This window comes from Helicobacter mehlei (assembly GCF_003660265.1).
Classification (GTDB): Bacteria; Campylobacterota; Campylobacteria; order Campylobacterales; family Helicobacteraceae; genus Helicobacter; species Helicobacter mehlei.
Map to the genome: position 1 here is coordinate 28,599 of NZ_QXQP01000010.1, position 24,430 is coordinate 53,028.

Sequence of the window (24,430 nt, forward strand, 5' to 3'; positions counted from 1 at the left end):
AAAACCCCCCTCCACCCAATCCATCACCTACTTTTTAAGAGTGGGGATGTATTTAGCCAAAGCCTCAATGTCTGCATCGCTCAAATTTTTAGCTTGCCCGTGCATCACGCCACCCATGCCATAGCGGTTGAGCGAACCTGCTTTGTATGCCATTAGATCTTCTTTAATGGTGGCACTATCTAGGGTATTGACCACATGCCCTTTACCAAAGGCTTTTTTATCCATCGCAGGTCCGTGACACCCCGCACATTTCTTGACCAACATAGCTGGATCGGCTGCACTCAAAAGTCCCATACCAGCCACAACACCCAATAAAACAATCTTTTTCATCACGCATCCTTTATCTGTTCTTATCAAAAAAACGCTAAAATGCTACTATTTGAAGGATTAATACATGCTTAAATCGGGCGTATCTAGTCTGTATATCCACATTCCTTTCTGCACCAGCAAGTGCGGATACTGCGCTTTTAACTCTTTCAGCGGCTTGGAGGATTTAAAAGACGATTATGTCTGCGCTTTAATCCAAGATATTCAAGAGAGTCTAGAGGGTACGCCCACACTCCAAACGATCTTTGTGGGCGGTGGTACGCCCAACACCCTAGAGGTAAAACACTATGAGGTGATTTTTAAGACCATCACCACCTATGCACACCTAGACCCCGATATTGAAATCACCCTTGAGGCTAACCCCGATCTCTTGGATAGGGCTTGGTGTGGTGGCCTCAAAGAACTGGGCGCAACCCGTCTATCCATCGGCGTGCAGAGTTTTTTTAAAGACAAACTAGAATTTTTGCAACGCACGCACAATGACCAAGAGATTCGGCAAGCCCTAGACACCGCTTATAAAAGTGGGTTTGAAAATTTGAGCATTGATCTCATTTACAACACTCCCCTAGACACTAAAGAGCGTCTCATGCAAGAAATCCAGCAGGCCAGTAAACTCCCCATTAACCATTTATCTGCCTACAGCCTAACCTTAGAAGAAAACACCAAGTTATCTAAGAGTGTGCGCTCTCAAGATTTGTTCCAATTCGATGGCTTTTTAAAAACCCAACTAGAAACGTATGGTTTTAAGCACTACGAAGTGTCCAATTATACCAAAAATTATCCATGTCGGCACAATCTAGCCTATTGGCGGGGCTTGGAATATTTGGGCTGTGGGGCGGGATCTGTAGGGCGTATCCACAACCAACGCTTTTTTAAGAGCAAGGATATTAAAGCCTATATGGCTAAACCTAGTGGGGTTAAGATTGAGGTGCTAAGTCCTCAAGATTTATGGTTTGAGCGTGTTTTTTTGGGATTGCGTTGCGCGGTGGGAGTGGATTGCCAAATATTAAAGCCCGCCCAAGTGCAAACTCTCCTAGAGGAGCAGATTTGCGACCTACACGGGGGGCAACTCACCGCCAAAGACTTTTTTTTGGCTGATGAGATCGCTTTGTGGCTAGAGCCACCCGCCCTAAGTTAAGAGCCTTAAGATGTTTTGTTGGATCGTGTTGGCCTGACTCATCGCATAACTGCCAGATTGTGCCAAGATGTTGTTCTTGCTGAAATTCGCACTCTCTTGAGCAAAATCTACATCGCGGATTTGAGACTCAGCGGCTTTCACATTCACTTGTGTGATGGTGATGTTATTGACCGTGCTCACCATTTGGTTTTGTACAGAGCCCAAATCAGAGCGGATTTTATCCAACATTTTTTGAGCAGATTCGGCAATATCCATGACAACCATCGCCCCACGCAAGGTAGTAACCCCAGAGCCTAGAGTGAGGTTTTCATCTGCTAGGGTTTTGTTATAGTTAGCCCCAGAAGCGGAACGCACCGCTTGGTTAAATTCGCCCAAGACATCCCGTAAATTGACGGTTGTGCTGGCTGCCTTGCCTTTTTCAAAACCAATGGCTTTATAGCCTGCCATGGCATCTTGATTGTTGCCAGAGACCACCAAAATATCCCGAGCGTCTTGGCGGACCAAGGATAGACGACCAAAATTGACAGACCCCTTGCTGATTTTCTGTCCACCATTCAAGGCATCTACAGCAACCTTATCGCCGTTGTCATTTTTGTCATCTGCCTTGATGCTGATTCCGCGTCCATCTAAACTCCTTAGGTTCAAACGCCCATTAGAATCTGTATAGGCCTCAACACCTGTTTGAGCCGTTATGGCATTGATAGCCGCAAGCAAACGCCCATCGCTGTCGTTTTTCTTAATGCCCACGACATTGCCCAACTTGATCCCATTGATGGTTAGGTCACTCAAGCTTCCTGATTGGATCGCCTTGTCTGAGGTGGAGATCACCGTAGCATTAGCCCGCACACCTGTAGCATTAGAGTTTTTATTGATCACCTCTGCTAAAACCCCAAGCCCTGTGCCCGCTGAAGTGGAGATTTTCACACTTTCTAAATGCACATCATGCACGCCATCGACTTGCTTGAAGGTCAAGGTAACTTCACCAGAAGCCGTGATAGATTTACCTGTAACAATCTTAACTTGCCCGATCTTATCGGAGGTGGCTGAACCAATGCTAGCCTTGATGGTTTCATTGGAATAAGCCCCTACTTGGAACTCTTTGTTAGAGAACGCACCTGACAAGAGGGCTTGCCCGTTATAGGAGGTGGTGGTCCCGATATTGTCCAAACTTTGGATCAAGCGGATCACATCGGCTTGTAGAGCCTTCCTAGACTGGGTGTTTTGCCCATCTTGAGCGGCTTGGGTCGCTTTAACCTTGATGGTATCTAGGATTTTGATTTGCTCATCCATTGCTTTGTCGGCGATTTGGATGATCCCAATCCCATCATTAGTATTGGCGATTGCCTGCCCCAAACTTTTGGCTTGCGAGCGTAAAGAATCGGCAATGGTCATACCCGATGCGTCATCGGCCGCCTTGTTGATTCGCAAACCAGAACTCAAGCGTTCCAACGACTCGCGCAAATTACGCTGTGTTACTAGCCCGACCGCGTGGGCATTTAACGCATTGATGTTCGTATTGATCTGAAATGCCATAATAACTCCTTGTTAAATATCCTAAAGCTTCCTTGCTTTGGCTCTGTTATATCGTCTAAAAATGGATTTAATGAAGAAATTTGTTAGAAATTATTCAAAAGCCCCGCAGGCCATGAGTTTTGCATAGCGCAAATTTAAAAAGTCGCTACTTTGGATCAAGGGGAGTTGTTCTAAAAAGTAACGCTTAATGGCTAAACTGGCTTCGACTTTGTCGCGGTGTGCCCCTCTTTTGGGCTCTAAGATGATGTCATCGATGAGATTGGCTTTTTTCAAGTCTGTCGGGGTGATCTTCATAGCCTTAACCGCGACTTCTACCTTACCCGGGTCGTTCCACAAAATGGCAGCGCACCCTTCAGGAGAAATCACGCTAAAAATAGAGTATTCTAGCATTGCTAATCTGTCTGCTACAGCAATGGCTAGAGCCCCCCCACTCCCGCCCTCACCGATGATGATCGAGATGGTGGGCACTCTCAATGCCACAAATTCTTGCAAATTCTTAGCGATAGCCTCGCTCTGCCCACGCTCTTCAGCCCCAATGCCCGGATAAGCCCCAGCCGTATCGACCAACATTAAAAGTGGGAGATTAAATTTTTCGGCAAACTTAGCCACCCTCAAGGCTTTGCGGTAGCCTTCAGGGTTGGGCATGCCAAAATTGCGTTGGAGTTTATTTTTCGTGCCTCGCCCTTTTTCCTCAGCGATCACCACCACACTAACCCCCTCGATCTTGCCAATAAAGCTCACAATCGCTTTATCATCGTTAAAATGTCGATCCCCAAAAATTTCGTAGCGATCTTGCAAAATGAGCTCGATATAGTCCATCGCATAAGGTCTATCGGGGTGGCGCGCCAGTTGGAGGCGTTGGTAATCACTGAGATTAGAATAAATGCTATCCGTCTCCTTAGCTAGCCGTTTTTCCAAGATTTCTTTAGCGTCCAAGTCCCCTCTAATGGTCGCCATTTCAATTTCATCTTGAAGACCCTTAATGCGGGTTTCAAAATCTAAATAAATCGCCACTTGCTATACTTTACAATGCCTTGAAGATCACCACTCCATTGGTTCCACCAAAACCAAAGGAATTACTCATCACGGCCTCTAGCTTGGCACCCCTTGCCTCATTGGGGATATAGTCTAAATCGCACCCCGGATCGGGGACTTCTTGATTAATTGTGGGGGGCATCACGCCTTCTTGCATCGCCATTAAAGACACCACTGCCTCAATTGCCCCTGCTGCGCCCAAGCAATGTCCGATCTGCCCCTTTGTGGAGCTCACGGGGGGGACATTCTCCTTACCACCAAAGACATTTTTAAGCGCAATGGTCTCGTAAAGATCGTTGTAGCTGGTGCTAGTCCCATGTGCATTGATATAACCAACATTTTTCACGCCATGTTTGCTAGCCATTTGTAGGGCATATTTCATCGCCCGATAAGCCCCCTCGCCATTGGGTGCAGGGGCGGTGATATGGCTAGCATCCCCACTTTCCCCATAGCCCACCAACTCGGCGACAATCTGCGCTCCTCTAGATTTGGCACTTTCATATTCCTCTAAAATCAAGGCCCCCGCGCCCTCGCCCATCACAAAGCCATTGCGCTCTTTATCAAAGGGGCGGGAAGCCTTCAAGGGCTCGTCATTGCGATTAGAGAGAGCGCGGATGGAGGCAAAGCCCCCAATCCCTACCGGGCAGATGGTCGATTCTGCCCCCACAACTAACATGCGATCCGCACCCTCCAACAAAATCGTTTTGTAGGCTTCAATGATGGCATGCGTGCCCGCCGCACAAGCAGTTACACTGGAAACATTGGGTCCCTTAATGCCGTATTCTATGGAGGCAAACCCGCCAATCATATTCACCAAAGCCGAAGTGATAAAAAAAGGATTGACCTTCCTAGGACCTTTGTCATAACAATAAATCGAGTTGGCCTCGATGTTGCCCAAACCTCCAATCCCAGAAGCAGAGCTCACCCCCATGCGTTCTGCCCACTGCTCCGGGCATTTACTATCTTGCAAAATGCCACAATCTTGCATCGCTTCTTTGATGGCCAGCAGGGCTAGCTGGATAAAGCGACCCGCTTTCTTAACATCCTTGAGATTCATCACAGAAGCGGGATCAAAATTGGTGATTTCTGCTGCAATTTGCACAGGAAAACCAGTGGTGTCAAAACTTGTGATCTGTTTCACCCCACATTCCCCGCGCACAATGGCATCAAAAGCACTTTTTCTATCCAGTCCTAAGGCATTCACCATGCCCATGCCCGTTACCACAACCCTACGCAAAAAAACTCCTTCTAGCTAGCCAAATACCTTAAAAATGGGCCCTCACAAAACTAGGCTAATTTATTGTCTTGAATGAAACGAACCGCATCCCCCACGGTTTTAATTTTCTCTGCTTGCTCATCAGGAATCTCGATTCCAAACTTCTCCTCAAGAGCCATGATAAGCTCCACCACATCCAACGAATCGGCGTTGAGATCCTTGATAAAATCCGCCTCTTCTGTAACCTGTGTTGCACTTACATTCAACTGCTCAACAATCACCGCTTGCACATCTTCAAATAATGCCATAACAACTCCTAATTATCCTAAATGTAATCTTAAAATTCTAACTCAAAACCGCTTGAAAAACCTTAAACCCTGCTCTACTTGCGTTCCAACACATCTACAATGCGGTATAAAAAGTAGATGATCACCAACAACAAAATCAAAAACAAAAATTGCATCGTTTCTCCTTATAGAATTTCCTCAACTCTCACATATACAAGCCACCATTGACTTTCAAGGTCTCTCCCGTAATGTAGCTAGATAGATCACTGAGCAAAAACGCCACCGCCCCCGCTACTTCTGCTGGTTGCCCTAATCTGGCTAGGGGGATGTTTTTTAAGTAGGATTCTTTCACATCCTCGCCAAGAGCTGTCATGTCCGTATCGATAAATCCGGGAGTGATGCAATTAAAGCGGACATTACGCAAAGCCCCCTCATAGGCAAAGGATTTGCTCATCGCAACCATACCCCCCTTGCTAGCCGCATAGTTGGTCTGCCCCATATTGCCCCGCTCGGCGATCACAGAAGCGATATTCACCACGCTCCCAAACCTTTGCTTGCTCATCACTTTCAAAGCCTCACGGCAACCTACAAAAACCGATGTCAAATTGGTTTCTAGCACATGCCTAAATTCCTCAGTTTTCATGCGCACCGCTAATTTGTCTAACACAATCCCGGCATTATTGACCAAATAGCTTAAGCCTCCATCGCTAGCAACAATGGTTTTGATGCCCTCGACAAATTGCTCCTCAGAGGTAACATCAAACTTGATCAGAGCCACCCTCCCGCCTAGCTTCTCAATTTCAACCTTGAGTGCATCGGCCTCCTCATGCCTGTTGCGGTAGTTGATCCAAACCTTGAGTCGCTGACCCCCTTTGTGGCTATAGCCTGCCAGCAAAAGGGCAATAGCACGCCCGATGCCCCGATTAGCCCCCGTAACCAAAACATTCTCGCCACTAAACTCCATGATTCCTCACTACAGCTTAGACTCATAACGCCTGAGCATATATAGCCGCTTTAGGATTTTCTTCTTGGCGTTGATCTTTTGCTTTTTACGCTTCTCTGTCTTGGACTCAAAGAAACGCCGCGCACGGCACTCTGTTACAACCAAATTGCGATCAGTCTGTTTTTTAAAGCGCCTATAAGCTTCATCAAAGCTATCGCTCTCTCTGACCTTGATTCCGGGCATGCCATCACCTACTTTCTTCGATTAGATGGGCGTATTTTAACGAAATTTTGTAAATTTAACCTAAAATTAGCCAAAATTACGCTATAATGCGGTTTGTTTTTGGGTGCTCATAGCTCAGCTGAATAGAGCAACAGGTTGCGGTCCTGTAGGTCGGGGGTTTGAATCCCTCTGAGCACACCACTAATATCCTTGTGCGATCAGCGCGTCAGCCACTTTTCTAAAGCCTGCGATGTTAGCCCCTAAAACCAAGTTAGTCGGATCTTTAAACTCTTGAGCCGTGTGAAAAGCGTCTTCAAAAATATCCCTCATGATCGTGCGCAATTTAGCATCAACCACCTCAAAACTCCAAGGGTGCATGCTCGCATTTTGTGCCATTTCAAGCCCGCTCACCGCCACACCCCCGGCATTAGCTGCCTTACCCGGTCCATAGCAAATTTGGGCTTTTAAAAACGCTTGGGCTGCTTGGGTGCTAGAGGGCATGTTAGCCCCCTCCACCACGCATTGGCAACCATTGTTTAATAGAGTTTGTGCATCTGCAAGGCTAAGTTCGTTCTGCGTAGCGCTGGGGAAGGCTGCAAAACAAGGTACGCTCCAAACCCCATTAGTCCCCGGGGCATAATCTTTTGTAGCGGTGTATTGCGCGCTTTTTTTATGCTTGGCATACTCCTCAATGCGCCCCCCCTTGACCTCCTTAATCTCTTTGAGCAAGGCTAGATCAATCCCCTCTGAATCGTAGATCATACCCTTCGAATCACTAGCAGTTACCGGGATTGCGCCCACTTCATAGAGTTTTTCAATGGTGTAAATCGCCACATTCCCACTCCCAGATACACTACACACCTTGCCTTCCAAACCTTCTTTTCTAGCCCCTAACATTTCTTGGGCAAAATAGACACAGCCATACCCAGTCGCCTCTTTTCTAACCAAGCTCCCGCCCCAATCTAAACCTTTGCCTGTCAGCACGCCATCAAAGCGATTGACCAATTTCTTATAACGCCCAAACAAATAGCCAATTTCGCGCGTGCCCACGCCAATATCCCCAGCGGGCACATCGGTTAGCGCACCCACATGGCGGTAAAGCTCGTCCATAAAGGCTTGGCAAAAACGCATGATCTCTGCATCACTCTTGCCCTTGGGGTCAAAATCACTCCCCCCCTTAGCTCCGCCCATGTTAAGAGTGGTGAGGGCGTTTTTAAAAATCTGTTCAAAACCCAAAAACTTAATGATGCTAGCATTCACACTGGGGTGGAATCGCAATCCTCCCTTATAAGGCCCAATCGCGGCATTAAATTGGATACGGCAACCCCGATTGACTTGGACTTTGCCCGCATCATCTAGCCACACCACACGGAAGAAAACCTGCCGATCGGGTTCGATCAAGCGTTCTAAAATGGCATGTTTTTCATACTGGGGCTCTTTTTTCAAAAGAGGGGCCAGAGAATGTAGCATTTCGGCTACGGCTTGTTGGAACTCTTTCTGGTGGGGGTAAGTTCCCCCAATATGTTTTAAAACCCTTTGGATATACATGTTTGATCCTCTCTTTGATCTGCTTGATCGAATAGACAATGGTGTATAATAGCACAAAAAAACCAAATGGAACACGCATGGATGCCTACCAATACAGCGAGTTACTCAAGGAGCTACAGGGCAAATGTAGCAACATCGCCCAAATCATCAAACCCAAGAATTTACAAGAAAAACTTGCCACTCTCATTGCCCAGCAAGCTGATCCCCTCTTTTGGCAAGACAAGGCTTTAGCCGCCCAAAAGAATAAAGAAAAAGCCCGTTTAGAGAGGCTCTTAGAAAGTTATGCGCTCACCCAAAACGCCTTGCAAGAAGCCACCGAGCTTTTTGAGATCACCCAAGATGATGAATTAGCCCTCCAACAACTTTTTGAGGAAGCCCCTAAACTCTCAGCGCGGGTGCAAAGCATGGAGGTGGGCGTGATGCTCTCTAATGAACATGACAGCATGGATGCGTTGGTGAGTATCCAGCCCGGGGCGGGGGGGACAGAGAGTCAGGACTGGGGGAGCATGCTTTATCGCATGTATTTGCGTTGGGCAGAACGCAAGGGTTTTAAGGTGGAATTGTTGGATTACCAAGAGGGCGAAGAGGCGGGCATTAAGGGCGTGGCGTTCATCATTAGGGGGGTGAATGTCTATGGTTACATGAAAAATGAAAATGGGGTGCATCGCCTTGTGCGCATGTCCCCCTTTAATGCCAATGGCAAAAGACACACCAGTTTTGCTAGCGTACAAGTCAGCCCAGAAGTGGATGATGACATTGATATTGTGATTGAGGATAAGGATATTAGAATTGACACCTATCGTGCCAGCGGAGCGGGCGGGCAACATGTGAATAAGACCGAATCGGCTGTGCGCATCACGCATTTTGCTACCGGAATCGTGGTGCAATGCCAAAATGATCGTAGCCAACACAAGAACAGGGCGACCGCTTTAAAAATGCTCAAATCCAAACTCTATGAGCTAGAACTCCAAAAGCAACGCGATCAAGGTAACACCGAAGAAAAAAGCGAGATTGGTTGGGGGCATCAAATTAGAAGCTATGTTTTAGCCCCCTACCAGCAGATTAAAGACGCGCGTAGCGAGATCGCTTATAGCAATGTGGAGGCAATTTTAGATGGGGATTTAGATGCGATGATGGAGGCTGTCCTAGTCTCTAAGGCGCAATGATTTAAAGCACACACAAGTAAAAACGACTATAATAGCACGATTATTTAAGGAGCATGGATGACTCAAGAAGAACTAGATGCCTTGATGAGCGGGGGGGGTTTGGAAGCGATCGAGCCTTTGGACAAAGAAGCAGAGGGCGATCAGGGCATGAATGGTGCCCCAAAGGAGGGCACAAACGCCGAAAAATACTCACATTATATGAAAGTGGACAAGAAGTTGGCTGAAAAATACGGCAAGGTGGATTCTGAGGAGTGGCCACCCCCACCCCCTACCGAAGAACATAAGGTCGTCCATCAGCTTGATGATGTAACTAGGGACTCGGAGGTTAAGGCTACCCAGATTTTCGATCAGCTCGATTACATTAATATGAGTTCTGAGGGTATCATCAAGACTCTCAAGGCGATCAAGACCCCCATGCAAAAACACTTGGAGATTTTTGAAACTCTATCAGAGGCTTTTCCGCTGATCCAAACATTCCAAACTTCTTTAGCCCAGACACAAGAGATTTTGGCGGGCATAGATGCCATTAAGGAGATGGCAGAGGGGTGTGTGGATAGTTCCATGCAGGCGATGGATATTATGCAATTCCAAGACATCCACCGCCAAAAGATCGAACGGGTGATCAATGTCATGCGTGCCTTAACCCAGTATATGAACTCCTTATTTGAAGGTAATATCGAAGATTCCAAACGAGTCAGTTCAGCTTCTTATATCATTGGCGATGATGATGAAAATGCTGCCAGTGAAAGCGATATTGAAGCCTTGATCGCCGCCTTTGGTAAAAAGCAATAATTTTAACACCTAGTGGCTCTTTTTAATCCCCAAGCACGCCCGGAGCTTTTGGCCCCAGCGGGCAATCTAGCTAAGCTTAAAATCGCCCTAGGTTATGGTGCCGACGCGGTCTATGCGGGCTTGGGGCAGTTTTCGCTGAGGAATCGTGCCTCTAAGAACTTTGATTTGGAGAGTTTTAAAGAGGGCGTGCGTTACACCCACGCTCAGGGCAAGAAATTTTACGCTACACTAAACGCCTTCCCTTTCAACTCCCAAATCAAACTTTTAGAGGAGCATTTAGCCAAGCTAGCTGATTGCAAGGTCGATGCGCTCATCATCGCTACTATTGGCGTTTTAAAATTAGCCCAAAAGCTCACCCCCCATATCCCGATTCATCTATCCACACAAGCCAATGTGATGAATGTTTTAGACGCACACGCCTTCTATGAAATGGGGGTTAAGCGGATCGTGGTTGCTAGAGAGATGAGCTTAAATGATGTGGTGGCGATCAAAAAAGAATTACCCGATTTGGAATTAGAGGTTTTTGTGCACGGGAGCATGTGTTTTGCCTTTTCGGGGCGTTGCCTCATCTCAGCCCTGCAACATGGGCGCGTGCCCAATCGGGGGAGTTGTGCCAATGATTGCCGTTTTGACTATGAATACTACATCAAAAACCCCGATACAGGCGTGATGATGCGTTTAGAAGAGGAGGAGGGTATAGGCACACACATTTTAAATGCCAAAGATTTAAACTTGGCTAACCACATCGCCACGATTTTAGACAGCCAAGCGGTGAGTGCCTTAAAAATTGAAGGCCGCACCAAGTCTAGCTACTATGCTGCCATCACCACCAAAACCTACCGTACCGCTATCGAGGATTATTATAACAACCAACACCGCCCCACCCTCTACCAAGCCGAATTAGCCACGCTTAAAAACCGCGGTTTTACTGAGGGCTATTTGATCCAACGCCCCCACCAACGCCTAGACACCCAAAATTTTAAATCTGCCATCAGCGAGGGAGATTTTCAGGTCAATGGGGAGGTGCTTGAAAATGGGGCGTATTTTTTGTGCAAATTCACCACCCGCCCCCATGAGGTCTATGAAGTGGTCTTGCCTTATGGTGCACCTTTTGAGCCAATCACCAATGAGATTGGCAAGCTTTATAGCTTTGAGGGCAAATACTACCTCTGTTTGTTTAAAATTATCCTCTTAGATGGGCGGGAATTGGAGAGTATCCATAGCGGGAACACCAATCCGGTAAAACTCCCAGCAAAACTGCCCGCTTTTAGTTTTTTGCGCACACGGGCATAACCGCTTGCTAATCACCAGAACGACTATAAGGCGTATTATGCTATAATCCACAGTTTGAGCGGAGCCCGCTTTTGGTCGTGGTTATGGAGTTCTTATGGCAATCAAAAAAATAACTTTTTCAGTATGTTTTTTTTCTCTCTGTTTGCATGCCCACCCCTATTCCTATCTGAATGGGCCACTTTTGAGCGTGGGGATGGGCGTGGGACTGGGGAGTGTTTTAGAAAGCAGAGGTACTTTTTCCAAACCCTCCAATGACATCATTTTACAATCTCACTCTTTACAACTGGGTTTGCAAATACAAGGAGGCGATCAAAAATACTTCACCCCCTTTATTGGGGTAGCTTACTATGGTTATTTTGGTTACCGCTATTTTTACATGGATGAATTTGTCCGCAGTTTAGAGAGTGCTACTAGCATGAATCGTTATAGCTTAGGAATAGGAGCTAATCTCTTGATCAATGTTTATAGCAAATTCCGCAAGGATAGGCGGGGGCGTGTTAAAGTCTATGCCTACGGGCTTTTTGGGGGCTTGCTAGGGGTGGTCAATATTTGGAGCGCGCGTTTTGGCGGGGCAAATCCTTCCTATGTGCGCAACAACGCCAACATTGATGCGGTCTTTGGGATTAGCATGCGTTTTGATAAATTCAAATGGAGTTTGGGAATCCACATGCCCATAGCTAGCCAAGAAAGATTGATCAGAGTCCCCAGCAACACCGGAGCCCTTAAAACTTTAACAATCCTTGATAACTACAAGAGTGCCAATCTTTTTATGAATTTTACGAAAGTGTTTTAAACAAAATGTTGGGTTGGTGATGAAAAAAACTCTCTTAACAAGGGCGTTTATTGGGGCATTCCTATTTTGGCTATGCGCTTTACCACTCCTTGCCCACCCCTTTGCCTCTTATTTAGACGGGGCTTTTGTGTCCTTTGGCTTGGATACGGGGCTGGGAGATGTGATGGAGAGTGTGAGCAACACTTCTACCAATACCACAGCAGAACAGATTTATAAAGCTAAGTTGAGTGCTTTTGATCAAGCCCTTGCTAATCTCAAAAATAATAGAGAACAAACCATTAAAGCTCTGCAAAATCTCGCCCAACAACTCTTAAATGCCAACCCCGCTTCGCCCACCCTTAACCAGCTTATTGCCCAAATCAACGCCCTAGCCCAAAATCCTGGTGCCAAAGATTTAGTGGCCAATCTCGATAGTAGCTTGAGCACCTACCAGCAATACTTAGATGGCATCATCAACTCCTATCAAAGCGCAAACGAGCAACTCCTCAAACAAGCACAAAACCAACTCGCCCAGTATAAAGCCCAAGTGGGACCATACATAGCTGCAAACCAAAAAATCCTTGAAAATGCCGTCAAATACTTCAATAATTTTAACACCAAGATTGGGGCAACAGCCAAGAATTTAGGCATCACTTATACCCCCCTAACCCTCCCCGCCCCTTTGAATAAAATCAGTGCCTCTGCCACTCCCGCCCAAATCGCCAAGGATGTTGCCAATCTCACGCCCCAACAAACCACAATAGCTTTGCAAGCCCTAGGTGATGAAATCAATAAGATCATCAGCATAACCAATGGGGATATACAAGGACTTAGCAATGCCAACCAAAAAATCGCCATTGAAAATGCGAACAAACTCTCTAATCTCATCGATGCCAAAAATACGGCAATCACGCAAGCACTCGATCAAATCACCGGTCTAACAGAAATTGTGGGGCGGGCTTTCCATAACCAGTGGATGCGTTATGCCGATGGCCACACTTTTTTTTTAAAAAATGGCACGACAGGCAAACAATACATCAATGCAGGGGATACTTGCGTATTCCAAATCATCATCCATAATAATACAGATGCTGTAAATCATTGCGGTTATGAAGGGGGTAGTGAAGGTGCCCTCCAATCTTTCCAAAAATCAGCAGCTAAGTATGGTTTAACCCCCCAACAAATTTGGAATACCCTTTTTAATGTCGCTGAGCTCCAAAAAAATATCTACATCGGCCCTTCTAATTGCTCTAGAGGAGATTGTAGTGGTGTAAACCCCCAAACAGCCATAGCGGGCATGCAAAGTTTTTTTAACTTTATGAACGGCTATATTGGCATGGGCAACCCCGGTTTTGTGGGCAATTTTGCCAACACTGCAAGCAACCCCTCCAGCCTTTATAGCAAGTTGAGTAATGCCCTCAGTGGTGGTGATTTCACCACCGCAACCAACTTAGTCAATGCCTACGTCAATACTTTTGTGCCCGACATGCTCCAAACCTTTGTGCTCAACCCGGTGTGGTTGATGAGTCTGGTGCCCGGGGCACACACATACAATGGCCCTCCTGCCACCCCCTCAGCTTCTAATAAAAGTCAAGTCATTGCAAAATGGAACAGCCCCAATGTGAAATATTGCTATGATTCACCAGCCATTGGCTTGAATTTTTCACAGGGCTATGCGGTGTGTGGGTATAACTGGTGGGCACAGGCGATGTTTATGGGCTATTTTGGCTATTTAAGCAACCAAACCGGCACGCTCATCAGTGTCTTGCAAGCCGAACTTACCACCAACACACAAACCGCAATCAACAACGCCCAAACAGCCACCAATAACTATAATCATCCCAATCCCCCCTACAAAAATACCTACACCGTCCCTAATATCCCTCCCTATGCCACAGGTCCCCTCCCCACACCCCCCCAAGTCCCCTTGCTCTCCTTTTCAAGCAACCATTTTCTTTCCAACTCTTTGAGGCTGGGCGTGCAATTACAGGGGGGTTATCAAAAATACTTCACCCCCTTTTTTGGCATTTCCTACTACGGCTATTTTGGATACCGCTACCTCTACATGCAACACTACAACCAATCCAACCTCATGGACACCAACCGCTACAGCTTGGGCTTTGGCGTGAATGTCCTTTCTAACTTTTACAGCAAGATTCGCAAAGCCCCCAATGGACGGGTTAAAATCCAAGCCTATGGAGTCTTTGGGGGACTGCTCACCACTTTTAATATTTGGAGTGCGCATTTTTTGCAAAATCAAGCCCAAATCCGCACCGATGCCAATATCAACGCCGTCATGGGCTTGAGCGTGCGGGTCAATCAATTTAAATGGAGTTTGGGGGTGCGTCTCCCCTTGATTGAGAGAAGACAAAACCTAGACATCCGCAATAAGGACGGGCAAGAAGGGGTATTAACTTTTATTGATAGCTACAAAAACCCGCAAATCTTTTTGGATTTCACACGGATTTTTTAACTACTCAACTTGTTTGGGTTCTCCATTGTCGGGGCATTCCTCTTGAGGCTGGGGGTTGGGGTTGGTGAGTGTTTTGGGTTTTTGTTTGGCGGGGCTAGCACATTGTGATGATTTTTGGGCTTGGGCTTGGGGGCTTGTAGAAGGGGTGCCACAGCCAACTAAAACCATCAAAGCAGATAGCAAGAATACTTTTTTCATGGACTCTCCTTGTCAAAACTAGACTTATTCTACCCCGCTAGAATCAATTCTTGCCTAATGGCGTTTGCGACTCAACCTAGCAATCCAAACATACAATGCAACAATGAGGAGCACAAAACCAAGGGGCACCAAATAAGAATACCCGCTCATGCGATCCATTAAAGCCCCAATCCAAGCACTGGCATAAAAAGCCAACAAGCCTAAAACAAGTGCCCAAAGTACACAGGCAAGGGCATTGAGCCACAAGAACTTTTTAAGGCTATATTTACTAAAGCCGATGGCTAGGGGGACAATGGTTTTCACCCCATAAAGGTACTTATTAAAAAAGATGAGCCACAGCCCGTATTTGTAAATCCACACATACACCAGAGCAAATTTACGGCGGTGTTTGACCAAATAGGCGCGCAATTCTTTTTTTTGGTAACGCCCTAAGAGCATCAGCAAGCTAGTCCCCACCGCATTCCCCAATCCCGCCACAACCATACTCTTAGCCAAATCCATATGCCCCATCGAGCTTAAAATAGCCGCCACCACAATCCCCACATACCCACTCCCTAGCGAATAAAAGAACAACAACAAGTAACCCCAAGTGTTAAAGAGGGTTTGGAAATGTTGGATGGTCTCTTGCAAACTTATCCTTCTTTTTAGGCTATAATAGCACAATTAAAAGAATAGGAGTTTGCATGACAAATGGTTACTATGCCGCAACGGGGGGCATGGTTAGTGAGTTTAACCGCTTAGATCAAATCTCTAACAACTTAGCCAATCTCAACACCGCTGGGTTTAAACGCGATGATGTGGTGGTGGGCGACTTTTTGCGTTTGTACCAAAATTACCGCGACAAGTTGCCCCTAGAAAATCAAACCACCCAAGCCGCGCAGTATTTGAATCGCAATTTAAACCGCGTGCCCATCATTGTGGAGAGCTACACAGATTACAGCTTAGGGCCTATGGCTAAAACAGATAACCCGTTAGACTTTGCCCTAAGCGATCCTAATGCCTATTTTGCCGTGCAAACCCCCCAAGGGGTCGCTTATACCCGTGATGGGAGTTTCACCATCGACTCACAAGGCTTTTTGAGCACCAAAGAGGGCTATCATGTGCTGAGTAGGGGTGGGCTTGAGAGTGGCACAGGGATTCAAATGCTCCCAGGAGCGGGCTTTAGTGTCGGGCCTGCTGGGGATGTTTATTTTAGAGATGGGAATGAAGAGGTGCCCGGGGGGGCGTTGGCCGTGGTGGGCTTCCAGAGCCAAAAACTCTTAAAAAAAGTGGGCAATAATCTTTATACCTACCCCCAAGAGCGCACTGCTGAACGGGTAGAGCTCAACGCGCCCGTCGTGCACCAGAATTTTTTGGAAAAAAGCAATGTTAATGCGGTTATTGAGATGACTCGCTTGATTGAGGCGAATCGCTTGGTGGATATGTATTCTAAGGTGTTGCGCACGCACATGGATGACATGCACGCTGAGGCGATTGGTAAATTGGCTGTTAGGGCTTAAAAAGAGGTTAAAATTGTCCGATTTGCAAAAAAAATTGGGGTTTTACATGCACTCTAAGCGTTTTTTAAATTGGATCTTAGGAATGGGGGCTTTGGTGGGTGGTTTGCAAGCCGAGCAGAGTGCGGCTTTTGTGGGCGCGATGTATGAGGTGGGGGCATCTACCCTTAAAGCCCGCTTGCATGGTCAGAATGTGTCCAGCGGTCCAAATCGCAGTGCAATCACACAAGGCGTGGGAATCCATGTGGGTTACAACCAACTTTTTGGACAAAAGGGTTGGATTGGCTTGCGCTATTATGGTTTTTATAACTGGGGGCTTACCAATTTTGGCACTTTTGTTTCTAACAATAATATCAATTTTGGCAAGAACACTTTTAACCTCTCAGGTTACGGTGTGGGGCTTGATTTGCTCCTTAATTTATTTACCGGGGATAATTATAATCTGGGTGTCTTTGGGGGCTTGGCTGTGGGGGGCAATACTTGGACAGCCAGCCAAGTTAATAAAACCCAATTCCAATGGATGGTCAATGCGGGCGTGCGTTTGGTGATCGCACGGCATAGTGCCATCCAATTTGGGGTGAAAATCCCCATGATGCGTGCTTCCTATACCTCGCATCCCAATGGCACAGAGTTTTATAACACCGATATTTATCTCAAGCGCGACTGGGCTTTCACCGCCGCTTACTATTTTCTCTTTTAGCCATGCTAGTGCGTCTGTGGGGGATTTTCTTCCTGTTGTTGCTGGGCGTGGGCGTTGGGATTGTGGCTTTTTCGGGTATGGGTGTGGCTCCAGTGGTTTTTAAATCCCCCACAATCTTATCTTATCTAGCCATGACCCCCTATGATGCTGGTTTATTAATGGGGCGTATCTTTGTCAAAGCCAACATGTTTTTAAACTTGCTCGCCGGTGCGCTTTTCTTGGATATGTTAGTGCTCTTTGCGACCAAGAGACTTAAATCAGTGCCCCTTGTGTTGGTCTTAGCCCACATTTTGAATATTGCCTTTATCTTTTTATTCAGTCTATACTATACACCTGCCATTCTCAAAGCCCAAGCTCAAGGGCGTTTTTACACCACGACCAAAGAGTTTATGGAGCTACACGCCCAAAGCGAGTTGCTTTTTAAAGCCTTGTTTGTGATGCTCTGCTTTTCATTTCTTTACCGTGCTTTTACTCTCATCCCCAAACCCCGCCCTAAGAGATATGTTTAAAACTAGCCACCAAGTTTTCTACCAACAAGTTAAACCCATCAACCAAAATAAACACCAAGATTTTAAAGGGCAAAGAGATCATCACGGGGGGTAACATCATCATCCCCATCGCCATTAAAATAGAACTGACCACCATGTCAATCACCAAAAAAGGCAGATAGAGCAAAAAGCCAATTTGAAACGCCGTTTTAAGCTCGCTGATCATAAAGGCAGGCACGAGCACGCTTAAGGGGACCGCACTGGGGGTTTTGGGATTTTCTAAGTGGCGGATGCGGAAAAAGAGGGCTAAATCTTTTTCACGAGTATTTTTGAGCATGAACTCTTTAAAGGGCACAATGCCAATTTCAAAGGCTTGGGTGTAGGAAATCTTTTGGGCTAAATAGGGCTTAATGGCGGTATCATAACTCTTTTTGGCAGCAGGTTCCATGATAAAAAAGGTCAAAATCAAGGCTAGAGAGACCAAAATTTGCGTGGGGGGGGTTTGTTGCGTGCCTAGTGCCGTGCGCAAAAAAGAAAACACCACCAAAATGCGGATAAAGCTAGTCATCACCAAGATCAGGGAGGGAGCGAGCACCAAGAGGGTCAGCACCAGCACGACATTTAAAGTCGTTACTAACTGATCTGGGGTGTGTGGTGCGCTTAAAGAGAGGTTGATCGTGGGGATAATGGGGTCCTTAGGGAGGGCAGGTTCAGCCCCTAACAACAAAGAAAACACAGCCCAACAGAAAATCAGCCTAAACAACGCCAAACCTTTAAAGGGGTGGGATCAAAAACTTTTAAGTATAATAGCACAGATGTTAAAAACGCCTAAAGGGAGAAAATGGCTCTGTCAGTTGTGATTTTGGCCGCCGGGGAGGGCAAACGCATGCGCTCCAGCTTGCCCAAAGTGTTACACAAAATTTGCGGGCAGGAGATGTTAGCCCATGTGATTGAGAGTGCCTTGCAAGTGAGCGACGATTTGCACATCATCTTATACCACCAACATGATCGTATTGCCCAGATGATTAAGGAGCGTTTTGGGGCTAACTTAGATCAAATCCATATCCATTTGCAAGATCACGCCCGCTACCCGGGCACGGGGGGTGCGCTTTTAGATCATGGTAAGCCCTTAGCCACCACCCATCCCCGCTTACTTATTCTCAATGCCGACATGCCCTTGATTAGCAAACAAGCCCTAGAGCCTTTTTTAGAAAGTAGCGCGGACAATGCGATTGGGGTTTTTAGTTTGCCTAATAAAGAGGGTTACGGGCGGGTTGTGATTGCAGATCAGCAAGTCAAAGCCATTATTGAACAAAAAGATGCCAGTGCACAAGAATTGGCTCTAGATACCTTGAATGCTGGCGTGTATCTCTTTAGCCAAGAGTTTTTGCAAGAGTTTTTGCCCAAGCTAGATTGCCACAACGCCCAGAAGGAATACTACCTAACCCAGCTCATCACGCTGGGTGGTCGCGATCATGTTATCACGCCCATTTTTGTCAATCCTAAAGCCTTTTTGGGAGTTAATTCCCAACAAGAACTCGCCCACGCTCAAGATCAGATGTTGGAAAGGTTGCGTCAAGAGGCAATGGCTATGGGCGTTCAAATGCAAATGCCCCACACGATCTATCTAGAAAAACAGGTGCACTTTGAGGGTCTTTGTATCTTGGAGCAGGGCGTGCGCTTGGTGGGGAATTGTGTCCTTAAAAGTGCCCATATCAAAGCCCATAGCGTGATTGAAGAAAGCTACATTGAAAAGAGCGATATTGGTCCGTTAGCGCATGTGCGCCCTAAATGCCAGATTGTCAATAGCCATATTGGGAATTTTGTCGAGATCAAAAATGCGCGTCTAAGGGGCGTGAAAGCCGGACACCTAAGTTATTTGGGCGATTGTGAAATTGATACGGGAAGTAACATTGGTGCGGGTGTGATCACTTGCAATTATGATGGTAAAGCCAAGCATAAAACTAGTATCGGGAAAAATGTTTTTATCGGCAGTGATACCCAGCTCATCGCCCCTCTAAGCATCCCCGATCATGTGATCATTGGTGCGGGGAGCACCGTTAGCCAACCCGTCCAAGAGGGCGATTTGGTTTTGAGTCGCCCCCCCCAAACCAACAAAGCTGGCGGGTATTACCGCTTTTTTGGAGAAAAGCGGTGAAAATCCTTGTGGGTGCCCTAGAAGTGAGCTCCAATGTCCATTTGCAAGCTTTGCGCACACATTTAAGCGGTGTGGAGTGGCTAGGCATTTATGAGCCCCTAGAACCCCAAGACAAGCCCCTATTTAGCCCCAAATCTTTTAGTGTGATGGGCTTTAAAGAGGTTTTTAGCCGTTTGTTGTTTTTTTACAAAGCCCTTAAGGCGATGGTGGAACTCTCCAAGCAAGCCGATTTGATCTTGCTCATGGATTCAAGCTCTTTTAACATCCCCCTAGCCAAGCGCATTAAAAAAATCACGCCCAACAAACCCATTATTTACTACATTCTCCCCCAAGTGTGGGCGTGGAAGGCTTACCGCGCGCCCATTATCGAAGCTAATTGCGATAAATTAGCGGCTATCTTGCCCTTTGAGCTCCAATTTTACAAGAGCAAAGCCACCTTTGTAGGGCATCCGCTGTTAGATGAGATCGCTTATTGCAAAGATAGCCCGCATGGGGAGGGCGTGGTCTTTATGCCCGGGAGTCGCAAACAAGAAATCCACGCGATGTTTCCCATTTTTGTAGAGGTCGCCAAACAAATCCCCCAGAGGCATGTTTTGGTCGTGCCCAAGAGTTTGCAGGGGGAGAATTTAAGGGCGTTGTATGGAGATGATTTAGACATGTTTGAAATCTCCTATGACACCCATAAAAGCCTGTATGAAAGCTCCTTTGCTTTTATTTGTAGTGGGACAGCTACCCTAGAGGCAACTTTGATTGGCACGCCCTTTGTGTTAGGTTACAAGGCAAGACCCCTAGATTTTTTCATCGCTAAAAATTTGGTCAAACTCACTTGTATTGGGCTAGCCAATATCTTTTATAATGCCTTGCACAATGAACGGCCCGGGCGGGGGAAAACCATGCTCCATACCGAGCTGGTCCAAGAGAGTTTAAACGCAACTAACTTGCTAGAGATTTACCACACGATGGATCGGCAACGCTTTTTTGAGCAATCCCAAAAAATCCGTGCTTACCTAGCGCATGGGAGTGCCTCTATGGTGGCTGATTGGATTAAGGCTTATGCGTAGGCTAGGCTTAATGTTGGTGGCGGGGGTTATGTTTTTAGATGCCGAGAAAAACGGGGCTTTTGTGGGTGGGGGGTTTGAGTATTCTTATTTTAACAGCACTCATAAACAAAATGTAACGGGCTTTTTGATCCAAGATTTACGCTACCACATTTCTTTTAGCATGCCCGGCAGGAGTTACCCCACCCAGATTTACAAGGGCAATCTTTACGGGGGCAATTTACAAGCAGGCTACAAACAATTTTTTGGCTACAAAAAACGATTTGGCTTGCGCTACTATGGCTTTTTGAGCGCACAAGGAGGGGATTATGCCTACAGGGCACAAATTGGTTTTAATGCCCGCACCCAAAAACCCATTTATGCCCCAGCCACCCAACCCGCAATCAATCTTTTTTACGGTGCGGGGGTGGATTTCCTATATAACTTCTATGAAAAAGGGCATTGGGGTTATGGGCTTTTTGCCGGGGTCATGATTGGGGGGAGTAGCTGGCTGATGGATAAAAGCTATGCCAAAAATAGATGCCAATATTTAGCCCTAGATGCTGATTTGAGGCCTATTGAGTGCATCAGCATGGAGGATTTTTACCAAAATGCTTATAAAAAATCCAAAAACCCCAAAAAGGGTTACAGCGCGCATTTTAACCCCACTTATGTACAGGTGATTGTGAATATGGGCTTTAGGTTTCACTTTAAACACCAAGGCTTTGAGCTAGGCGTGCGCATCCCCACCATCAACGACCCCTACTTCCAAGCCACCAATACAAAAGTTAATGGCTATCTCAAGATCGCTGGTACGGGCTCCCAAGAGAGCTATACCCTAAGACGGATGGTGAGTTTTTATGTTAATTATGTCTATGGATTTTAAACTGCACATTTGGAGGTTTTTTGAAAAAGATTGTTGTTAATGCCTCGATTCTTTTATATGATTTGACAGGTCTTGGGTATTACACGCTGACCTTGATTAAAGCCCTAGAAAAACACTTTGAGAATAGGGACGATGTCAGCATACAGCTGGTTGTCAAGGATGGGCTTTATCATCTCAATTTGTTTAACAACCCAACACTATGGCGTGCCCCGATGCTCTTTGATAATTTGGAGGATTTGGAAAAATTCCGCTCTCTCTCTCTCTCTCTCTCTGCTAAGCCATCTGAACAACCACTAACGCAACACACCAAAACGCCTGCCCGGACTGGGTTTTCCCGCTTTTTCAAAAACTTTTTAAGAACATTGCGGGACCTATTGCCACAAAAATTTTATCTATTTCTAAGATACAAGCTGGTGTGGAATATGTTATTTAGGTGCAACAAAGCTCCTTGTAACCAAATCTTTGATCTCTACATTGAACCGGGTTTTATGGCTCTTCCCCTTAGGGCTAGAAAAATCTTGGGCACTATCCATGACCTGCCTTTGTGCGATCCAAAGGCATGGTGCTTGTCTGATGAAGATCGGGCGCGGTGGACATACTATGTTTATCCGCGGATGTCTGCTTACACAGAGGTGATCACCATTAGCCAATCCACCAAATCAGATATCCTTAAAGCCTTTGGATTTCCAGAATCTAGGGTGCATGTGATCTACCATGGGGTGCGGGAATACAAGGGTAGTTACGCAAATTTGCCCCCTAACTTGGGAGAATTTATTTTGGTCGTGGGGGCTGGATCACCACGCAAGAATGCTAAAAACTTGATCACAGCGTTTAAACTCTTGCCCCAAGCGTTACAACAGCGTTTTAAGGTGGTGTTGGCAGGACCTGGTATTAACACCGATTATTTAGGAATCAAGCCAGAGGACTTTTTGATCAACCTAGGCCACATCTCCGATGCGCTATTGCAAACCCTCTATGCCAACGCCCGACTTTTATGGTTTGGGAGTTGGGCGGAGGGTTTTGGTTTGCCCATGGTAGAGGCCATGCAGGCTAAATGTGTCATCTTGACCAGCCATGTCTCATGCATGCCAGAAATCTTAGGCGATGCAGGATTTTATTGTAATCCTTACGATGTCCAAGACATCGCTAGACAATTGGAAGTTGCCCTGATGGATGAAACCTTGAGGAAACAATGTGTAGAAAAGGGCTTGGAGCGGATTAAAAAGTTTGATCTGGAGGAGAGCATGGAAAAACATATGGCGATTATAGAAAAAATGTTAGGAGACTAACAGGCTAGAAACCTGCGATTTGCCCCTCCTAGATTCCAATTTTGCCACCCTAATCACACTGATCTCACATATGGATTATCCACCAAACTAGCGTGCCGGTTGCAAGAGATGATGCGGCTATTGTGATGAGGACAAGAATAAAATCCAACGGTTGGAGCAAGAGACGACGCAAGAAGTGCATTTTTTCACGCTCATTAGCCTGATTTCTGACACCATTGTCTCCAAAAGCAGTCCCATCAACTTGACTGCTGGATGTATTTTAACACCAAACATGCTTCACTCCTGCCATGTTGAAAATCCCCCCCCCACGCTTGCCAAGAAATGCCCATCACTCATAGGTGTAGGTAACATTGCCCAAATGGGTTTTAATTTCCACAGAGAGGATTTTATAGGGCAAACACGCCACCCCAATCATATAGCCTTGGGAGTATTTCAAAATATACCCTCTCTTATTCCCCCGAGCCGGACGGCCATCCGCCATAATTTGACTCCAGTCATTGCAAGAATTGCCCTCATTGATCACAATCCCCTCTAAACGCACGGGGTCTCTGTTTTTAGAGGTGATCTCAATTAAAGTCCCCAGCCCCTCCCCAAAGAGATCAAACTCTTTTTTTTTGAATATCAAAATTGAGTTTGTAGGCGACATGTTTAGGGGCTAGGGCTTTAAGATTGTTGCAACCTACTTGATGCCCCAAATCACAAGCTTTTTTATAATACCGCCGTGCGGCTTCTGTGTCCTGCCCCACACCCTCGCCCCTGTCATACATCACCCCCAAATTGTTATAAGCAGCAGCATATCCCATATCTGCGGCTTTTTGGTAGTATTGAATGGCTTTAGCATCATCTTTCACAACCCCATGCCCGTAGTCATACATATATCCCATCCCATTATACCCCTTCGCATCCCCCATCTCTATGAGCTTTTTCCAATAAAAAACAGATTTGCCATAGTCTTTGCTATCATGGTAAGACTTTGCCAGTTTATAGTACTCATCTGCTTGGCTGTTGGCATAACAAACCCCTAAAGCCATTGCCCACAACAAGACCACTTGCCACACACGCTTTTTCAACACAACTAACATTTTTGCTCTTTGCAAGATTTTATTTTGAAATCCACTTTTGACACTTGGCATCATGAAGTTTTAAACTTCATGATTTAAGGGGCTAGGGCTTTAAATTGTTACAACCTTGTTGATATCCCAAATCACAAGCCTTTTTAAAATACTGGTCTGCCATTTCTTTATCTTGACCCACACCATAGCCTTTTTTATACATCACTCCCAAATTGTAATAAGAGAAAGCATTCCCCATCTCTGCAGCTTTTTGGTAGTATTGCAGAGCTTTAGAGTAGTCTTGCTCAACCCCTTTGCCAATGTTATACATTAACCCCAAACTGTTATAAGCATCAGCACTCCCCATCTCTGCAGCTTTTT

The 24,430-nt window shown here is 46.1% G+C and carries 27 protein-coding genes and 1 tRNA gene; 14 read left to right on the forward strand and 14 right to left on the reverse strand.

What is annotated here, in order from left to right; translation table 11 throughout:
• Window positions 1-27: 27 nt before the first annotated feature.
• Entirely contained in the window at window positions 28-330 is a 303-nt protein-coding gene (locus tag EAO36_RS04585) for a c-type cytochrome (RefSeq protein ID WP_120948171.1), read from the reverse strand.
• Window positions 331-394: 64 nt separating this feature from the next.
• On the opposite strand from EAO36_RS04585, the gene hemW reads away from it, so the two are divergent.
• Window positions 395-1,465, forward strand: coding sequence for a radical SAM family heme chaperone HemW (gene hemW / locus EAO36_RS04590; RefSeq protein ID WP_120948172.1), 1,071 nt, complete (start codon window positions 395-397; stop codon window positions 1,463-1,465).
• Here hemW and EAO36_RS04595 read toward each other — a convergent pair.
• The 6 genes from EAO36_RS04595 to rpsU all read right to left on the reverse strand — a co-directional run bounded on the left by EAO36_RS04595 (window position 1,457) and on the right by rpsU (window position 6,722).
• Window positions 1,457-2,998, reverse strand: coding sequence for a flagellin A (locus EAO36_RS04595; RefSeq protein ID WP_120948173.1), 1,542 nt, complete (start codon window positions 2,996-2,998; stop codon window positions 1,457-1,459). The two genes, hemW and EAO36_RS04595, sit on opposite strands and share 9 nt — an antisense overlap.
• A gap of 90 nt (window positions 2,999-3,088) precedes the next feature.
• Window positions 3,089-4,012, reverse strand: a complete 924-nt coding sequence (accA, locus tag EAO36_RS04600; protein WP_120948174.1) for an acetyl-CoA carboxylase carboxyl transferase subunit alpha — start codon at window positions 4,010-4,012, stop codon at window positions 3,089-3,091.
• 10 nt (window positions 4,013-4,022) lie between these two features.
• The gene (locus tag EAO36_RS04605) at window positions 4,023-5,270 is read right to left on the reverse strand and encodes a beta-ketoacyl-ACP synthase II (protein ID WP_120948175.1); all 1,248 of its coding nucleotides are present in this window, start codon (window positions 5,268-5,270) and stop codon (window positions 4,023-4,025) included.
• A 50-nt stretch (window positions 5,271-5,320) separates the two neighbouring features.
• Window positions 5,321-5,557 (reverse strand): acyl carrier protein, encoded by a 237-nt coding sequence (gene acpP / locus EAO36_RS04610; protein ID WP_006018652.1) that lies wholly within the window; start codon window positions 5,555-5,557, stop codon window positions 5,321-5,323.
• 184 nt (window positions 5,558-5,741) lie between these two features.
• Window positions 5,742-6,500 (reverse strand): 3-oxoacyl-ACP reductase FabG, encoded by a 759-nt coding sequence (gene fabG / locus EAO36_RS04615; protein WP_120955768.1) that lies wholly within the window; start codon window positions 6,498-6,500, stop codon window positions 5,742-5,744.
• Between the two features lie 9 nt (window positions 6,501-6,509).
• Entirely contained in the window at window positions 6,510-6,722 is a 213-nt protein-coding gene (gene rpsU / locus EAO36_RS04620) for a 30S ribosomal protein S21 (protein ID WP_006018650.1), read from the reverse strand.
• A 103-nt stretch (window positions 6,723-6,825) separates the two neighbouring features.
• Between rpsU and EAO36_RS04625 the strand changes: the two genes are divergently transcribed.
• Window positions 6,826-6,902, forward strand: a tRNA-Arg gene (locus tag EAO36_RS04625).
• Here the strand turns inward: EAO36_RS04625 and gdhA are convergent.
• Window positions 6,903-8,249: an NADP-specific glutamate dehydrogenase gene (gene gdhA / locus EAO36_RS04630; RefSeq protein WP_120948177.1), complete on the reverse strand. Its 1,347-nt coding sequence runs from the start codon at window positions 8,247-8,249 to the stop codon at window positions 6,903-6,905.
• Between the two features lie 77 nt (window positions 8,250-8,326).
• Here gdhA and prfB point away from each other — a divergent pair, with 77 nt between their 5' ends.
• From prfB to EAO36_RS08710, 5 genes are all read left to right on the forward strand, one after another.
• On the forward strand, window positions 8,327-9,415 hold the full coding sequence (gene prfB, locus EAO36_RS04635) for a peptide chain release factor 2 (protein ID WP_120948178.1): 1,089 nt from the start codon (window positions 8,327-8,329) through the stop codon (window positions 9,413-9,415).
• Window positions 9,416-9,472: 57 nt separating this feature from the next.
• Window positions 9,473-10,207 carry a protein phosphatase CheZ gene (gene cheZ / locus EAO36_RS04640; RefSeq protein ID WP_120948179.1) on the forward strand — a complete coding sequence of 245 codons (735 nt, stop codon included), beginning with the start codon at window positions 9,473-9,475 and terminating at the stop codon, window positions 10,205-10,207.
• Between the two features lie 12 nt (window positions 10,208-10,219).
• Complete coding sequence (locus EAO36_RS04645; protein ID WP_120955769.1) at window positions 10,220-11,500, forward strand: peptidase U32 family protein; 1,281 nt, start codon at window positions 10,220-10,222, stop codon at window positions 11,498-11,500.
• A 94-nt stretch (window positions 11,501-11,594) separates the two neighbouring features.
• Window positions 11,595-12,293 (forward strand): hypothetical protein, encoded by a 699-nt coding sequence (locus EAO36_RS04650; RefSeq protein WP_120948181.1) that lies wholly within the window; start codon window positions 11,595-11,597, stop codon window positions 12,291-12,293.
• A gap of 19 nt (window positions 12,294-12,312) precedes the next feature.
• Window positions 12,313-14,745: an outer membrane beta-barrel protein gene (locus EAO36_RS08710; protein WP_235852241.1), complete on the forward strand. Its 2,433-nt coding sequence runs from the start codon at window positions 12,313-12,315 to the stop codon at window positions 14,743-14,745.
• Here the strand turns inward: EAO36_RS08710 and EAO36_RS04665 are convergent, their stop codons facing one another.
• Both EAO36_RS04665 and EAO36_RS04670 read right to left on the reverse strand, forming a co-directional pair.
• Window positions 14,746-14,943 (reverse strand): hypothetical protein, encoded by a 198-nt coding sequence (locus tag EAO36_RS04665; protein ID WP_120948182.1) that lies wholly within the window; start codon window positions 14,941-14,943, stop codon window positions 14,746-14,748.
• Between the two features lie 54 nt (window positions 14,944-14,997).
• A complete protein-coding gene (locus EAO36_RS04670; protein WP_120948183.1) occupies window positions 14,998-15,573 on the reverse strand; it encodes a DedA family protein in 576 nt (191 codons plus the stop codon).
• Window positions 15,574-15,626: 53 nt separating this feature from the next.
• Here EAO36_RS04670 and EAO36_RS04675 point away from each other — a divergent pair, with 53 nt between their 5' ends.
• The 3 genes from EAO36_RS04675 to EAO36_RS04685 are packed head-to-tail and all read left to right on the forward strand — an operon-like array spanning window position 15,627 to window position 17,648.
• The gene (locus tag EAO36_RS04675; RefSeq protein ID WP_120948184.1) at window positions 15,627-16,442 is read left to right on the forward strand and encodes a flagellar hook-basal body protein; all 816 of its coding nucleotides are present in this window, start codon (window positions 15,627-15,629) and stop codon (window positions 16,440-16,442) included.
• A gap of 13 nt (window positions 16,443-16,455) precedes the next feature.
• Window positions 16,456-17,139 carry an outer membrane protein gene (locus tag EAO36_RS04680; protein ID WP_235852368.1) on the forward strand — a complete coding sequence of 228 codons (684 nt, stop codon included), beginning with the start codon at window positions 16,456-16,458 and terminating at the stop codon, window positions 17,137-17,139.
• A gap of 2 nt (window positions 17,140-17,141) precedes the next feature.
• Window positions 17,142-17,648, forward strand: a complete 507-nt coding sequence (locus tag EAO36_RS04685) for a DUF4149 domain-containing protein (protein ID WP_120948185.1) — start codon at window positions 17,142-17,144, stop codon at window positions 17,646-17,648.
• Here EAO36_RS04685 and fliP read toward each other — a convergent pair.
• Entirely contained in the window at window positions 17,632-18,363 is a 732-nt protein-coding gene (fliP, locus tag EAO36_RS04690; RefSeq protein WP_185962947.1) for a flagellar type III secretion system pore protein FliP, read from the reverse strand. The genes EAO36_RS04685 and fliP overlap by 17 nt on opposite strands.
• A gap of 105 nt (window positions 18,364-18,468) precedes the next feature.
• Between fliP and glmU the strand changes: the two genes are divergently transcribed.
• From glmU to EAO36_RS04710, 4 genes are read left to right on the forward strand one after another with little or no spacing between them, the layout of a single operon-like run.
• The gene (gene glmU / locus EAO36_RS04695) at window positions 18,469-19,785 is read left to right on the forward strand and encodes a bifunctional UDP-N-acetylglucosamine diphosphorylase/glucosamine-1-phosphate N-acetyltransferase GlmU (protein WP_120948186.1); all 1,317 of its coding nucleotides are present in this window, start codon (window positions 18,469-18,471) and stop codon (window positions 19,783-19,785) included.
• On the forward strand, window positions 19,782-20,846 hold the full coding sequence (gene lpxB / locus EAO36_RS04700) for a lipid-A-disaccharide synthase (RefSeq protein WP_120948187.1): 1,065 nt from the start codon (window positions 19,782-19,784) through the stop codon (window positions 20,844-20,846). The genes glmU and lpxB overlap by 4 nt, the downstream gene beginning before the upstream one ends.
• Window positions 20,839-21,708: an outer membrane protein gene (locus EAO36_RS04705; RefSeq protein WP_235852369.1), complete on the forward strand. Its 870-nt coding sequence runs from the start codon at window positions 20,839-20,841 to the stop codon at window positions 21,706-21,708. The genes lpxB and EAO36_RS04705 overlap by 8 nt, the downstream gene beginning before the upstream one ends.
• A gap of 20 nt (window positions 21,709-21,728) precedes the next feature.
• Window positions 21,729-22,997, forward strand: coding sequence for a glycosyltransferase family 4 protein (locus tag EAO36_RS04710; protein WP_235852370.1), 1,269 nt, complete (start codon window positions 21,729-21,731; stop codon window positions 22,995-22,997).
• Between the two features lie 328 nt (window positions 22,998-23,325).
• Here EAO36_RS04710 and EAO36_RS04715 read toward each other — a convergent pair whose 3' ends face one another.
• The 3 genes from EAO36_RS04715 to EAO36_RS04725 form a co-directional block, all read right to left on the reverse strand.
• Window positions 23,326-23,622 carry a hypothetical protein gene (locus EAO36_RS04715; protein WP_120955771.1) on the reverse strand — a complete coding sequence of 99 codons (297 nt, stop codon included), beginning with the start codon at window positions 23,620-23,622 and terminating at the stop codon, window positions 23,326-23,328.
• Window positions 23,597-24,079, reverse strand: coding sequence for a tetratricopeptide repeat protein (locus EAO36_RS04720; protein WP_162983263.1), 483 nt, complete (start codon window positions 24,077-24,079; stop codon window positions 23,597-23,599). Before EAO36_RS04720 ends, EAO36_RS04715 begins: the two co-directional genes overlap by 26 nt.
• Before the next feature lie 82 nt (window positions 24,080-24,161).
• Window positions 24,162-24,430, reverse strand: a 269-nt coding sequence (locus EAO36_RS04725) for a tetratricopeptide repeat protein (RefSeq protein WP_162983264.1), incomplete at its 5' end; no start/stop codon positions are given.